General features: G+C 43.7%; 15 protein-coding genes. 7 read left to right on the top strand and 8 right to left on the bottom strand.

All coding sequences use genetic code 11. The annotated features are described in order from the left end of the window. Positions 1-131 precede the first annotated feature (131 nt). From DFQ12_RS10145 to DFQ12_RS10120, 5 genes are all read left to right on the top strand, one after another. Entirely contained in the window at positions 132-572 is a 441-nt protein-coding gene (locus DFQ12_RS10145) for a putative quinol monooxygenase (protein ID WP_120258804.1), read from the top strand. A gap of 91 nt (positions 573-663) precedes the next feature. Further along, the gene (locus DFQ12_RS10140; RefSeq protein ID WP_120258803.1) at positions 664-1,080 is read left to right on the top strand and encodes a cupin domain-containing protein; all 417 of its coding nucleotides are present in this window, start codon (positions 664-666) and stop codon (positions 1,078-1,080) included. A gap of 405 nt (positions 1,081-1,485) precedes the next feature. After that, positions 1,486-2,607 carry a cytochrome-c peroxidase gene (locus DFQ12_RS10130; protein WP_120258802.1) on the top strand — a complete coding sequence of 374 codons (1,122 nt, stop codon included), beginning with the start codon at positions 1,486-1,488 and terminating at the stop codon, positions 2,605-2,607. Beyond that, positions 2,607-3,095, top strand: coding sequence for a molybdopterin-dependent oxidoreductase (locus DFQ12_RS10125; protein WP_120258801.1), 489 nt, complete (start codon positions 2,607-2,609; stop codon positions 3,093-3,095). The genes DFQ12_RS10130 and DFQ12_RS10125 overlap by 1 nt, the downstream gene beginning before the upstream one ends. Positions 3,096-3,300: 205 nt before the next feature. Beyond that, positions 3,301-4,443, top strand: a complete 1,143-nt coding sequence (locus DFQ12_RS10120) for a cysteine desulfurase family protein (protein ID WP_120258800.1) — start codon at positions 3,301-3,303, stop codon at positions 4,441-4,443. Here DFQ12_RS10120 and moaCB read toward each other — a convergent pair. From moaCB to DFQ12_RS10080, 8 genes are all read right to left on the bottom strand, one after another. Beyond that, positions 4,440-5,348, bottom strand: coding sequence for a bifunctional molybdenum cofactor biosynthesis protein MoaC/MoaB (gene moaCB, locus DFQ12_RS10115; RefSeq protein ID WP_120258799.1), 909 nt, complete (start codon positions 5,346-5,348; stop codon positions 4,440-4,442). The genes DFQ12_RS10120 and moaCB overlap by 4 nt on opposite strands. 1 nt (position 5,349) lies before the next feature. Next, positions 5,350-5,790 (bottom strand): molybdenum cofactor biosynthesis protein MoaE, encoded by a 441-nt coding sequence (locus DFQ12_RS10110; protein ID WP_120258798.1) that lies wholly within the window; start codon positions 5,788-5,790, stop codon positions 5,350-5,352. Further along, the gene (locus tag DFQ12_RS10105) at positions 5,783-6,889 is read right to left on the bottom strand and encodes a HesA/MoeB/ThiF family protein (protein WP_120258797.1); all 1,107 of its coding nucleotides are present in this window, start codon (positions 6,887-6,889) and stop codon (positions 5,783-5,785) included. Before DFQ12_RS10105 ends, DFQ12_RS10110 begins: the two co-directional genes overlap by 8 nt. Before the next feature lie 3 nt (positions 6,890-6,892). Then, positions 6,893-7,120, bottom strand: coding sequence for a MoaD/ThiS family protein (locus DFQ12_RS10100; RefSeq protein ID WP_120258796.1), 228 nt, complete (start codon positions 7,118-7,120; stop codon positions 6,893-6,895). A 133-nt stretch (positions 7,121-7,253) separates the two neighbouring features. Beyond that, entirely contained in the window at positions 7,254-7,988 is a 735-nt protein-coding gene (locus DFQ12_RS10095; protein ID WP_120258795.1) for a sulfite exporter TauE/SafE family protein, read from the bottom strand. A gap of 7 nt (positions 7,989-7,995) precedes the next feature. Beyond that, positions 7,996-9,765, bottom strand: coding sequence for an NTP transferase domain-containing protein (locus DFQ12_RS10090; protein WP_120258794.1), 1,770 nt, complete (start codon positions 9,763-9,765; stop codon positions 7,996-7,998). Further along, positions 9,762-10,742, bottom strand: coding sequence for a GTP 3',8-cyclase MoaA (moaA, locus tag DFQ12_RS10085; RefSeq protein WP_120258793.1), 981 nt, complete (start codon positions 10,740-10,742; stop codon positions 9,762-9,764). The genes DFQ12_RS10090 and moaA overlap by 4 nt, the downstream gene beginning before the upstream one ends. An 8-nt stretch (positions 10,743-10,750) precedes the next feature. After that, positions 10,751-11,881 carry an XdhC family protein gene (locus DFQ12_RS10080; RefSeq protein WP_120258792.1) on the bottom strand — a complete coding sequence of 377 codons (1,131 nt, stop codon included), beginning with the start codon at positions 11,879-11,881 and terminating at the stop codon, positions 10,751-10,753. A gap of 271 nt (positions 11,882-12,152) precedes the next feature. Between DFQ12_RS10080 and DFQ12_RS10075 the strand changes: the two genes are divergently transcribed. Then, positions 12,153-12,623 carry a (2Fe-2S)-binding protein gene (locus DFQ12_RS10075; protein WP_075993703.1) on the top strand — a complete coding sequence of 157 codons (471 nt, stop codon included), beginning with the start codon at positions 12,153-12,155 and terminating at the stop codon, positions 12,621-12,623. A gap of 24 nt (positions 12,624-12,647) precedes the next feature. Continuing rightward, a complete protein-coding gene (locus DFQ12_RS10070; protein ID WP_120258791.1) occupies positions 12,648-14,939 on the top strand; it encodes a xanthine dehydrogenase family protein molybdopterin-binding subunit in 2,292 nt (763 codons plus the stop codon). Positions 14,940-14,998 lie beyond the last annotated feature (59 nt).

Below are 14,998 nucleotides of genomic sequence, written 5' to 3'. Positions count from 1 at the left end.
TTGTACACAGGCATTCAGTTAGATAAAATCAAATGGAGACTACTGTACCAAAAATCAGTGATTTCCCAACGGGAGAAGAAAACACAGGCTATGCTATTTCCCCAATAAAAAGATATTAAATAGATCGTGATATGACTAAGATTACTTTTCAATACCGTATTTCGGTGAGACGCGCGTTTCAGGTTTTACTTGTAATGGCAACATTTTTTTGCATGACAAACATTGCTCAGGGACAACAGAACGAAATCATGGTAAGGATTTCAGAAATTGAAATACATCCTGAGCATTTGGAGAAGTATAAGGAGATACTTAAAGTGGAGGCCGAGGCATCAGTAAGGCTTGAAGCAGGTGTTATTGCTATCTTCCCGATGTTCCAAAAGGACAGCCCAACACAGGTAAGGATACTAGAAATGTACAAAGACAAGCAAGCCTATCAGGCACATTTGAAAACCGAACATTTCGAAAAGTATAAGACTGGTACGCTACACATGGTCAAATCATTGAAACTTGTGGATATGGAAGCGTTGGATATGGAAACAGCAAGTCAGATTTTTAGAAAACTGAAAAATTAGCGATCTGTTACTCTCTTGAATTAAGGTTTACAAATCCAGAATTGTTTACTTGTAAACAGGCACTTAGTCAGATAAAATCAAATCAAATAAAATGGATACAACAGTACCAAAAATCACTGGTTTCCCAACGGGAGATGAAAACACAGGCTATGCACAATATTTTAGTGGAAAATCGTGGAACGCACCGCTTACGCATAACAAGGACCTGAATGTTCCAATGAACAATATTACGTTTGAACCCGGTTGCCGGAATAATTGGCATAAGCACACAGGTGGTCAGATACTTATTTGTGTAGGTGGTGTAGGGTATTATCAGGAGCGAGGAAAAGAAGCCCGCCGATTAAATCCCGGAGATGTAGTGGAGATAGCGCCGAATGTAGTGCATTGGCATGGAGCAGCACCCGATAGCTGGTTTTCACATATCGGTGTAGCCTGTAATCCGCACATAAACGAGAATATTTGGCTGGAACCAGTTACTGACGAAGAATATTTGGAAGTCGTGAAATGATCGGTTGAGTGAATTCTGTGATAATGGTAGAAATATCAGTGATATGTATAAAAATAAAAAGCAGGTTCTTAGTATCTTTAATCAAATGATAAACCAATAGAACTCTTTGGGTAAGCTTTAGATTTAATATACATACATTTAAGATAAATGATTAAGATTATACTACCATTAAGTATGCTTTTGTTTGGAATGAACTGGAGAATATAATTCAGGACGTTACAGTACAGTATATGGGGTTACTACTTCTCCATTTGCTGTTTTTGGTTCGAGTGCTACAGCTCATGTTTGGAAATGGTTCTCAATTGAGGCCGGTGTCAACAATTTATTTGACCGTAATTATGCTCTTGTTGAAGGCTATCCGGAAGCCGGTAGAAATTTCTTCGCTAATTTGATTTATCGTCTTTAATGAATAGATTGAAATATATCTTTTGCCTGATTATTCTAGGTAGTGTATTGATAGCATTAAATGCTGCGGTGTCGATTGATTTTTTCAAACCCGAGCCGTATCAACTGACCTATCCTAACTATTTTGGTAATCGTTACCTGATACCAAATGATAATCCCACTACGGTTGAAGGTGTGAGCCTTGGAAGGATGCTGTTTTATGAAAAGGCATTATCTGCAGGAAACAAAATATCCTGTGGCAGCTGCCATAGGCAGGAACTGGCGTTTACCGATGGCAAAGACTTTAGCCAAGGCGCCAACGGTACGCCACAGCCACGCAATACGATGGCATTGGTGAATCTCTTGTGGACAAGAAATCTCTTCTGGGATGGAAGAGCAAAATTATTGGAGGTACAGGTGAAAGAACCCCTTTCAAATATTCACGAAATGAATCAACCGATAGCCACTTCAATCCGTAAACTTGAAGCCTTAGGCATCTACAGCGAAAAATTCGGGAGGGCCTTTGGAGATACAAAGATTACGGAAGACAGAATCGCTAAAGCCCTGGCACAATTTGAGCGTACGCTGATTTCAGCTGATTCAAAATACGATCGGTATCTTCAGGGGAAATATCAACCTACAGCTTCCGAAGTAAATGGCATCGCCTTATTCTATGGACGTCCCAATGCGCAGGGAAACATCCGCAGTGCGGCCTGCAGCCATTGTCATGGCGGTCCTCAGACCTATAGTGAATTGTATATGAATAACGGTTTGGATAGCGTTTATAAGGATCCTGGACGTGAAGCGATTACAGGTCAGGACTATGACAAAGGAAGATTTCGAACCGTTACACTCCGCAATATTGCACTCACGGCACCTTATATGCACGATGCGCGATTTAAAACCTTAGAAGAGGTTGTCGATCACTACAGTGATCATCTGGTTAAGAGCAAATATTTAAGTCCCTTTTTACAGAATTTATCTGGAGGGACAGCAAATAATCAAATGAATTTGACAATAAACGAAAAGAAGGATTTGATTGCATTCCTGCACATGCTTACAGATTCGACTTTTATTCAAGACAGAAGGTTTTCTGACCCTTTTGAAAAGGGAAGCAATTATAAAAAAGTTAACTTTAACTAATGAAAAAAATTGGAACACTACTGGCTGCTTTGTTATTAACCACAAGCATCTATGCACAACAGGCTTTTAAATTAAAGGTTTCGGGTGAAGTCGGTACACCACTCGAACTTTCGCTTCAGGATCTAACAAAATTACCTCGGAAAAATGCCGCATTGACGGATCGAGACGGGAAAGTTCATCAATATACGGGAGTTCCGGTGTATGCAATTCTTCAAAAGGCAGGAGTCACATTGGGTGGAGAATTACGCGGAGCAAACCTTTCAAAATATCTGCTGGTGAAATGTGCTGACGGTTATGAAGTTTTGCTTTCACTGGCAGAAATTGACAACGGTTTCACAGACAGGGAGGTTATTCTCGCGGATACGATTGAACAGCAGCCGTTGGAAGCCACAAAAGGACCATTGAGACTTATTGTTCCTGGTGAGAAAAAACCGGCACGAAGCTGTTTTCAGGTCATCGAGATGGTTGTAGGTTATGGTAAAGAATGACCTGATTTATATATTTGCTTATTATCATCTGTTTATATAAGACCTGTATCCGGATAGGGTAGGCATGGGATAAAGCGCTATGTACGATAATCCCTATACTTTTGAAGGTGAATATATACATTTGTAATAATTTGGATTTACTTGTTTCGCATCAACTTTAGCCTGTTGAAACAGAATCAATGCTGCATCAATAAATATTAAATAAATGGACAGTATAAACTCAAACTTTATCTATCTTGATTATAATGCGACCACCCCGGTAGATGAGCGTGTTTTAAATGAAATGCTTCCATTTTTTAGGACGGAGTATGCCAATCCAAGTGGTTCACATCTATTTAGTTTAACCATACAGGATGCTATGGATCAGGCGAGCGAAGACATCGCTGATAAACTGGTTACACAGCCAAAAAATATCATTTTCACTTCGGGGGCCACAGAATCAATTAACTTGGTCCTAAAAGGACTCCAATTTTCATCCAAGAAACATATCATCAGTATTTCCACAGAGCACCGAGCTGTTTTAGATAGCTGTGCTTTTATGGAGCGATTGGGATTTGAAGTTTCCTATCTAAAGGTAGATCCTCAAGGCATGCTCGATCTCAGATTGCTTAAGGAAAGTATTCGCGAAGATACGCTGTTAATTTGTACCATGCTGGTGAATAATGAAACGGGTATTATCTTACCGATAAAGCAGATCAGTGAAATAGCGCATCAGGGCCATGCACTTGTTCTATGTGATGCAACACAGGCGATTGGGAAAATGGACATAAGCCTCCAGCATCTTGATGTTGATTTTATGGCTTTTTCAGCACACAAATTTTATGGACCGAAAGGGATCGGGGGACTATATATCGCCAGTCGAATTAAAGATCAATTGATACCTCAAATCCATGGCGGCGGACAGCAACAGGGCTGGCGCAGCGGAACTGTCAATACAACCGGCATCATTGGGATGGCTGCAGCTTTGCGAATTGCGCTCGAAGATTTAAAAATAGATCAAGCCCGTGTAGAACAGCTCCGAGATTATCTTGAAAGCGAACTTCTCGCCATACCAGATACATTTATAAATGGAAGTAAAACCCATAGACTTTTCAACACGACGAATATCTGTTTTACAGGCGTGCTGTCAGAGCAGCTGATTACCCAGTTAGGAACAATTTCGGTATCCAGCGGTTCGGCCTGTTCAGCAGTGACCTCAAGGCCCTCACATGTACTCAAGGCCATGGGGTTATCAGATTTGGATGCCTTATCGTCCATTCGATTTAGCCTGGGCCGATTTACGCGTGAAGTGGAAATCAGCCAGACCATTTTGCGGATCAAACAGCTTGTCGAAAAGCTGAGGACCTAATGTCCAACGTTTTCCCGCACTTGAAAGACATGCAGCACCTGTGGAAATAATGCGCCTATACTTTCGCGTACACCATTCGGTGATCCGGGCAGGGTAAGCACCAACATGCGATCGACAAATCCTGAAATACCTCGTGACAACATCGCTGTTTTAACACGCAGCTGTCCGTATTGTCTTGCCGTTTCCATAATTCCGGGAATATTTTTGGTAATATATGGCGCCACAGCATCTGGTGTAATATCTCTGTCCGAGAGTCCTGTACCTCCCGTGAATACCAGAAGATCTATACCAGCTTGCCCATAGTGTTCCAGACGTTCTTGTACTGCGCTGGTTTCGTCAGCAATTACCGCATAGGCAATATCGTGCAAGCCTTGCTGTTCCAAAAGATCGCACAGAAGCCTGCCTGAGATATCTTCTTTTTCTCCTCGGGCTACCGAATCGCTACAAACTACGACTGCAGCTTTAAGCGCTGCGACCCAAGGCAAGGATTCATTGCTCTTACCACCTTTTTTCTCAAGTAATCGGATACCACCTATCTCCACCTGTTTGTCTATGGGCTTTAGCATATCATAAATAACCAGCGCTGCAACGGAGGCGCCGTGCATGGCTTCAACCTCCACACCGGTTTTATAGATCGTATGTACTTCAACCTCAATATGAATTTGCAATCCCGCTACGGTATACCGGATCGCTGCATATTCTACTGGCAAAGGGTGACAATCAGGGATCATATCGCCGGTTTTCTTGATCGCCAGTAAGGCGGAAGCACGTGCAAACTCAAATATATCACCTTTTGGAACCTGTCGCTGTTCAATAATCTTGACGGTATTTTCAGAAGAAACAAGTACCGTGGCCATTGCGATTGCTTTCCTCAAAGTCGCACTTTTATGTGTAATATCAACCATATTATCTATTAATTTTCCATTGATGCGTATCGTCTTCAAATAGTTCTTTCCCCCAGATGGGCATTTCTTTTTTTATGCGTTCAACAAGTTCGTCACAAGCATCCATCGCTGCACGTCTATGTGCTGACGATGTGAATACAAAGAAGCAAATTTCGCCAACCCGTACTTCACCTTCACTATGATAAACATGCATACAGGCTAATGGGTACTTATCAAATATTGCTTCGCGGATCTCCTCCATTTTTAGCAAGGCCAGTTCCCGGTTTGTCGTATAATCAATAGCCTTTACGATTTTTCCATCGATCTGATCAGCCCTGATCTGTCCCAGGAAGATGCTATGTGCACCAATTTCAGGTTTATTATGGTGCTTTGAGATAGCTTCCGCAACCAAAGTAGCCGGAATCGGTCCTTGAAAAAATATGTCGTTTTTTTGTTTAGTCATTTAAATAGTTTTCTAAGGCGATCATGCCGCCGTCCAAATGGAATATTTGTTGTCCAGCATCTGTCTGCTCGTAAAAATACTGGGCAGCTATCAGGCTCCTTTTTCCGCTCTGACAGATAAAAATAACCCGTGTGTTATGTATATTTTTAATTTGTGCTGGTAATGTTGAAAGCGGAATGGATAGATGCGGCTGTGACAGACGCGGAAGTTCATTTGGATCGCGTACATCGACAAGGACAACATCCGCTGCAGACCATATTTCAACAAATTCTTTTGCAGCTATGGCCTGTATAAATTGGCTCTCCGAAGCACAATATTGCTCATAATTAAACGCACTCAACTCAGCTAAAGTTTGTGGGTAAATGGTTTCTGCGGATGTCGTTAAGGGGATTTCAAAGATATAACTGCTATTGTCAAGCATATTGACCGTCATTAATTTATTAATCAAAGCGGTACCAATACCAGTTAATAACTTGATGGCTTCGGTTGCTTGTAATATTCCGATCATACCGGGCAATACCCCTAATACCCCTGCCACATTACAATCTGGCGCTTCCAAGGACGTGGGAGGTGTCGGGAACAAATGCCGATAATTTGTCTTTATCCCTTCTTTGTCGGCTACATTGAATGCAGCTATTTGTCCTTCATATTGGTAGATTGCAGCAAAAACCAAGGGTTTATCCAATAAACGGCAAGCATCGCAAAGCAGATATCTTGCAGCAAAATTATCTGTACAATCCATGATGAGGTCGTACGAACGGATCAAATCTGCGACATTGTTCGAATGCAATTGTTCCACCCAATAGTGGATCTCAATTTCAGGATTCTGCTGCTTGAGCTTACCTGCTGCTACCTCAGCTTTAGCTCGGCCGATATCGTTAGTATCATACAGCACCTGGCGGTGCAGATTGCTCAAATCGACATGATCATGGTCTATGATACCAAGAGTTCCGACCCCTGCAGCAGTCAGATATTGGAGTACAGGGCAGCCAAGCCCGCCGGCGCCAACGACGAGCACGCGTGCAGCTTGCAGCTTTTGTTGGCCTAACTCACCAAAACCAGGGAGGGCATAATGCCTCGAATACCGCTCATTCCGCATTGCTTATCCTCCTGAATAAGGTGGCATTAAGGCAACAATATCATTTTCCTGAAATGTTACCGCTGTCTTAATAATGGTATTGTTCACGGCTATCAATAGGCTACGCTGTGCCAATTCGGCGTGGTCGCGCGATAATGTTGCCAATAACTCTGTCGTATCGTTAGCTGTTATATAAAACTCCTTTGCCAATATATCGGTCAGGGAGCCAAAGGTCTTTACTTGAACTTTCATTTTTTATTCATTTTTTGTCAAAGTTTCGCCTCTTTTTATCCTACTTTGTTCATCTCACAATTGAAAGATGTGTTCGTTTTCTTTATGTTATCCGATTTGGATAAATAGATCAGTCCTATTTTTTTGAAATTTATTAAGCTGATGTAAACAATAATTTATAGGCTGCAACCAAAAGAACTGTAGCGAGTACATACTTTAGTGCATCCTGTTTTAATTTTTTTGATCCAAGATAGGCTCCGAGTAGGCCTCCAAGGAAAGCTACCACAACGTATCCCCACATATGAGCATTGAACGAAATACCTTTTGTGAGCATACCCCCAAGTCCCGACAATGAATTTACAAAAATAAATGCAGCACTAATAGCCGCAGTTTGTTTTTGATCGGTCCATTTAAGTAGGATCAGAAAAGGGGAGAGGATAATTCCACCACCAATACCGATCATGCCTGACAACAACCCGACAACCCCACCGATTGCCAAGGCGCCAAAACTATTATAAGGTTTGAGCTCATCTTCGGCAGGACTCTTAAAAAAGAAAAATCGAAAAATAGGAAAGAGTAACAGTAGTCCCAGCAACCTCTTGTACAAATGATCTTCCAAGGTAATCATGCCGCCTATAAAAGCCATGGGAACAGAGGCGATGGCGACCATCAAAAACAGATTCCTTTTGAAATAATGGCCCCTATAGTACTGTATAAAGGATGTTAAAGAAACAAAGAGGTTAAGCACCAGTGCTGTAGGTTTCATTTCCTGTGGTGCAATTCCATAGATTGCCATCAATGCCAGATAACCACTTGCACCACCGTGCCCAACTGACGCGTAAAGAAAAGCCAGCATAAAAAGGAAAAAATAAAAAAGCTCAAATTGCATGGCTCGATCAGGTTAAAAGATGGATATAGACTTCGTCGCCAGCGGCACAGCCATTGCTATCCTCTTCGAGAATCAGCAGGCAATTGGCTTGTGCGTACGATTGGAGGCGATAAGATTCTTGCGCGTGTAAGGGTTCAACAGCATGTCCGTCGTATCGTGCCTTAAGGAAATGAGTCAAACCGGGCTTTTTACTATAAGCATGTGTCGTATGGGTTTTGATGGAACGTATTCGTTGAGGAAGCTCCATCATACGTTCCAATGCGGGGGCCACATAGAGGTAAAAACAGGTTAGGGCAGAGGACGGATTGCCGGGGAGCCCAAAGACCAGTTTTTCATTTTGTGTGCCGAAAAAGAGGGGTTTTCCCGGTTTTTGGCGGATACGATGAAAACGCTGTTTAATACCGCAGGTCTTAGCCACATCCACGACATAGTCATAGTCACCTACGCTGACACCACCAACTAAAAGAACAATATCCGCTTCATCCAATGCATTTTCCAAAGTTGCCCGGAGCTGGCTCCTGTCATCCGGCACATGCCGACTTTCAACATGCAGTATGCCTTGCTGCCGCAGCGCAGCTTTTAGCTGGTAGGAGTTAGACTCATAAACTTCCCCATAGCCAAGTGTCGTACCAATAGGTTTCAGTTCGTCTCCGGTGAGAATAAGTTGTATTCGTGGTGGCGCGGTAACAAGAACATCCCTGCATCCGATGCCTGCGAGATAGCCAATAGCAGCCGGAGTCAATGTTGTTCCTGTGAGCATGGCGATACTTTCTGCCCTAACTTCTGACCCTTCGGGACGTACATTGTCTCCCAATTGGAGAGCTTCATCGCGAATCTGGATTGTATCTGCATCGCTCAAATCTACTTTTTCCTGCATCACTACTGTATCTGCGCCTTGAGGCAGAGGGGCTCCAGTATAAATGCGCATTGCCTGTCCTTCTGTCAATATTTTTTCGACCGTGGTGCCTGCAGGAATTTTGTCCACGACAGGAAGTTCCCGCTCTTTGTCGCTATATCGAATGGCATAGCCATCCATCGATGACTGGGGAAAAGCAGGAATTGACTGCTTCGCAATAACAGTTTGGGCCAGCGTGTAGCCCAAGGCTTCCTCGAGGGGAAGCCGTATCTGTTTTGGTGCAGGCAGATAATGATGGATGATATCTTTGGCCTGTTGAACACGGATAAACTGATGGGGGAGATTGAAATAATCGTCTTGTGTATCGATATCATACTTTGCGTCCTCATAGGAGAATATGACCCGATCCTCCGAAAATTGTTCGGCTACTTTTTTTGCTCCCTGTTGTCCCTCCAAGCACATCAGATGCTCAAAATATTTTCTGTCAAATAGTACCGGAGCACCCCATATTCCTGAAAAACCGGTTGCTACAATACCTTTATCGGTACTATCGGCCAATTGGATAAGCTGCTGAAAGACATGTCGGTCAACGAAAGGTTGATCGCATAGACTGATTATACAACGATCCAGATGGGGATGATGTTTTAATAAATCCCTTAAGCCCACAACAATAGAGGTAGACATTCCGGTTGCCCAATGCGGATTGCTTACTACAGAGACGGTACTGTCCTTTAACGCCGAGTTGATGGGGTCAGGATAAGCACCTATCACGACAGATACCTTGGCATCGGGAACAGCCAGCGCTTCCCTGCTGATACGTTTCAATAAAGTCTCACCTTCAAATTCGAGCAGCTGCTTCGGGAGGCCTAGCCGCGAAGAATTTCCCGCCGCCAATATGACTATACCTGTTTGCTTTATCATCCACCAATCGTTATCATACTCCGATTCTTTAGAAAATCGGTGTCTATATGTTCAAAATCTGTTGTTAATTGTCCCCCCAATTCCTTTGCTTTGGCGCTAATGGTCGCTTGGATCAATGGAAGCACTTCATCACCTGCGCGTAATGCTGTCAACAGATCGGTTTCACCTGTAGAGAATAGGCAATTTTTGAGTTTACCATCTGCTGTAAGCCGTATCCGGTTACATCCTGCACAAAAAGGGGCGGTCATTGTACTTATAATCGCAATACGCCCAGCATGTCCGGCAATCGAAAATGCCTTAGCGGTATCGTGTGGACCTGCAGTGATCGGTTCTATGGGATAGCTCCGCTGAATAGTCGCTAGAATATCAGCCTGTGTATACACCTGGTTGCTGCTCCATTTGTTCCCACTGAATGGCATAAATTCGATAAAACGGATTTCTATTGGCTTCCTCGCTGTCCATGCAACAAAATCTAAAATCTCATCGTCATTGATGCCTTTCATTACCACCATATTGATCTTGGTATGAATTCCATGTTCGAGCAAAAGGTCTATATTGGCACGTACACGGTCAAAATAATCCCTTCGTGTGATCTGAAAAAATCTTCCGGGTTGCAAGGTGTCCAGGCTGATGTTGATACTTTTGAATTTTGCGTCCACAAGCTGAGGCAACATATCATTGATACGGATTCCGTTGGTCGTCATATGAAGTTCAACCGGAAGTTTGGACAAACGCGCTATAATATTGGCTGCATCCTTGCGAACCAAGGGTTCACCCCCTGTAAGGCGGATTTTGCTGATTCCTTGATCGACAAACAATCGAGCCAATTGCTCAATTTCGTCCACCTGCATCAATTTGTCATTCGGTGTAAAGCTATACTCTTCCTCCGGCATGCAATAGAAACAACGGAGGTTGCAATTATCGGTAAGCGATATTCGCAGGTAGTTGTGTATCCGTCCAAATGTATCCGTTAGCATGATGTCTTCTAAATTATTGTGGGGTACTCAGTATGTATTTTCGTTTTGAGGAACTTTAATGAAGTTGCTGGTCTATTATTCAACACAGCTTTAATCTCTGCAATGATTGCTATAGCGATCTCTTCGGAAGTTTCAGCACCGATATCGAGTCCTACTGGGCCGTAGATAATGCTTCGTTGACTTTCGGTAACGGTCATACCAGCCTCTTGCATATCGTCAAACATGCGTAGTAATTTGGTCTTTGGACCCAAAGAGCCAATATAACGTGTCGATGTGTGCATCAGGTCTTTAAGGAGTGTGAGGTCGTAAGCATAGTTATGTGTCATCAACACAAAAACAGTCCATGGATCTATGCTTAATTTAGCTGTGATATCAACTGCTGGTGCGGCAATAAGCTGATGAGCTCTTGGAAAGCGTGCGGTATTGACATGGCTGGCACGTCCGTCGACCACCGTAATTTTCCAGCCGAGCAGGTGCGCTGTCTCTACGACCAGTTGCGCATCATTACCGGCACCGGCAATAACCAAGTGGACGGTAGGAACCAGGTACTCAATGAGTACTTCACTGCTTTGCCCGTTCTCCTGAAAGGAAGTGAGAACCGATTTTCGTTCTCTTTTTGCAAATTGGATATGCTCATTCAGTGGCGAATAGTGAGCGTCTAGGGCAAAAGCCTGCTCCTTCAGATCTTTAATAAGTAAACGGGTTCCTTTTTGTTCCCCCTGTCTGTCCGTAGAAAAGAATGTAATCAACAAGCCTTCTTCACGTTGTTGAAGCAAGCGTTGCAGCAACGCGATTGGATGATCCGTTTGTTGTAGGTCCACGTATTCAAAAAGGATATGCACTATACCATTGCATCCAAGTTGTAATCCGATTGACGAACCTTCCTCCGTATTCGTATCATAACTAACGAGGCGGTTTTTCTGTTGATGGATAGCTAAGAGCGCTTTTTTTAGGGCATCTCCTTCAAGACATCCGCCGCTGATGGCTCCCGTCATTTGCCCCTCTTCTGTTACTAGCATGCGGGCCCCTGGTCTTCGATAAGAGGAACCTTCAACCTTAACCACAGTGGCAAGCACCATCCTGATATTTTCGGAAGCAGCTACACCGGCAGCTAAAACAATGTCGTTAATCTCTTTCATGCAAATACGGGCAAGACAGTGGAACGCGGATATAATGATTAAATCAATAGCAATATAATACAATGCCGTTTATCAAATTTAATGAATTACACGTTAAAAAACACCAAAACTGTAATAATGGTAAAAACATCCGTAAAATGTATAATTATTTGATTAATTTAAATAACGATTTTGTACCACTGAATAAACTGAATGCTAGCGTATAAGTAAGAAAGCTTATCCCATTTGAACCGATAAATATCGCTTACATAAACAAGAAAAAACAAAGATTATGGCAAAATATTCAATTTTAGTAAATGGCAAAAAGCACGAAGTTGATGTGCTTGAGGATATGCCCTTGCTTTGGGTACTCCGTGATATCATTGGTCTTAAAGGGACCAAGTTTGGTTGTGGAAAAGCGCTATGTGGTGCCTGTACCGTACATCTCAACGATACCGCAATCCGATCCTGTTCATTTCCGGTCTCTGCGATCGGTGAGGGCAAAATCACAACAATCGAAGGGCTTTCAGAGGAGGGGGATCACCCTGTTCAGGAGGCCTGGGAAAAATATGTCGTACCCCAATGCGGCTATTGCCAGACCGGACAGATCATGAATGCAGCAGCTCTTTTGAAGAAAAACGCGAAACCTTCGGTCGCGGAGATCGAGCAAGCGATGCAGGGCAATCTCTGTCGCTGTGGTACATATAATAGAATCAAAGCAGCCATTTTAGAAGCAGCCGGTACACCCGTTACAAACGGCTAGGTATTGATCAAAAATATAAACAAGATGAAAATATTAGCTCCTTTTCAAAAAAGAAAAACCGAGAAGGTCAATTCGGAGATTTTTTCCGTTTCTAGACGCGACTTTTTAAAAGCCAGCGGCTTGCTTACTGGTGGCTTGGTTCTGGGTGTAAGCTTCTTTAGCTGTGATGACAAAGGTAAAAAAGTGGCCACTGTGGCTCCAAATGTATATTTAACAATTGGTTCAGATGGTAAAGTGACCATTGTCGCACATCGTTCAGAGATGGGACAAGGTATTCGTACCTCTCTTCCTCTGATTATTGCCGACGAATTGGGTGCCGACTGGACGAAGGTGGAAATCATCCAGGCTGAAGGAGATGAAAAAAAATATGGTAACCAGAACACGGACGGTTCCTTTTCAGTACGGATGTTTTATAAACCCATGCGGGAAGCCGGTGCTATAGCCCGATTACTCCTTCTTCGTGCCGCAGCCAAAGAATGGAACGTTGACGTAGACCAATTGGATACCAAAAATGGACAGGTTATCCAACGGGACTCCAGCAAGAAAAAAGATTTTGGAGATCTGGTAGAAACTGCAAAAACTCTTCCTATTCCGAAAGCCAGTGAAGTTAAACTAAAAGACAGAGAGCAGTTCAATATGATCGGCAAAGAAACACCGATCATTGATCTGCACAATATTGTCACCGGAAAAGCCGTGTTTGGAATTGACGCCGTTGTCGAAGGAATGAAAATTGCGGTCATTAAGCGGTGCCCGGTGGTGGGCGGCAAAGTAAAAGCCGTAAACGACAGTAAAGCCCTGGCTGTTCCGGGCGTTCTCAAGGTGATTACGATCAAAGGTGCCGGACTACCGGCCACCTTATCCAAACCATTGAGTGGCGTAGCTGTCATTGCCGAAAATACCTGGGCCGCCATAAAAGCAAGAGACTTGCTGGAGGTGGAATGGGAGTTGGGACCCAATGCCGGCTACGATTCAGCCAAGCAAATCGAAGAACTTAAGCAGGTGGTAGCACAGGAGGGAACCCTTCGACGTAAACGTGGCGATTTCAACGCCGCAAAAGCGAATGCAAAAAAAGTTATTGAACACACGTATATTGCACCTTACCTGGCGCATGCAACCATTGAGCCGCCCTGTGCTTTGGCTGTCGTGAAAAACGGAAGCTGCGAAGTGTGGGCCTGTACACAGAACCCGCAGGGAGCACGTGATGCGGTAGCCACCGAGCTGGGTATGGCAGTGGAGAAGGTGAAAATGAATGTAACCCTCCTGGGGGGCGGATTTGGTAGAAAGTCAAAGCCAGACTTTATCCTAGAGGCAGCCATATTGGCCAAAGAATCTGGTCTGCCGATCAAGGTGCAGTGGACACGTGAGGATGATATTCGTCATGACTACTACCATGCGATGAGTGTACAGCGCATTGTTGCCACCATCGACAGCCAAAATAAATTGAGTGGCTGGGCCCATCATATTGCTAATCCATCTATCTCTGCGACAGAGGATTTATCGGTGGTACAGCCCAGCGACGGCGAATTAATGTTGGGCGCCTCAGATTTCCCTTACAATGTTCCAGCGATCAATATTGCTACGCATGATGCAAAAGCCCATCTGCGGATTGGCTGGTTGAGGTCTGTGCGTAATATTCCACAGGTTTTTGCCGCTGCGACAATGCTCGACGAAATTGCTGAAGCAAGGGGTATGGATGCTGTTTCGAATGCCCTGGAGCTCCTCGGTGAAGACCGCCACATTACCTTTGAGCAGGAACTGATCAAAACAAGCTATCCCAATTATGGTGAAAAGATCGAAGATTACCCCTGGGATACAGCACGCATGAAGAAGGTGATTGAGCGGGTAGCCAAGCTTTCCGGATGGGGTAAATCCATGCCAGCGGGGACTGCACTGGGCTTTGCGGCACATAAAAGCTTTTTAACGTACGTTGCCTGCGTGGTAGAGGTCAATGTGGATCAGAACAAGAAAATCAGTATTCCCAATGTCTACTATGTGGTGGACTGCGGACTAGCCGTCAATGTAGACCGTATCAAATCACAATTTGAAGGTGGCGCACAATTTTCCGCAAGTCTGGCACTCAAAAGTACGATCACGGTAAAAGACGGTCAGGTAGAGCAGGGTAATTTTGACGGGTATCAGATCATTCGAATGCCCGATTCCCCCAAACAGATCCATGTGGATATTATCGATAGCGACGCAAAACCGACCGGAGTAGGAGAACCTCCTGTACCGCCATTTACACCTGCACTCTGTAATGCGATTTATGCGGCAACAGGGAAGCGGATCTACACCTTGCCAATTGATCTAAGTATTTAAACACAATGCATTAAAGTAAGCACCATAAATTTAGTATATTTAATCTATGTGAACTGGCA

Source organism: Sphingobacterium detergens (genome assembly GCF_003610355.1).
In the GTDB taxonomy this organism is placed as follows: domain Bacteria; phylum Bacteroidota; class Bacteroidia; order Sphingobacteriales; family Sphingobacteriaceae; genus Sphingobacterium; species Sphingobacterium detergens.
The sequence above is the reverse complement of the archived record's forward strand: the minus strand, read 5'-3'. Positions and strand labels throughout refer to the sequence as shown.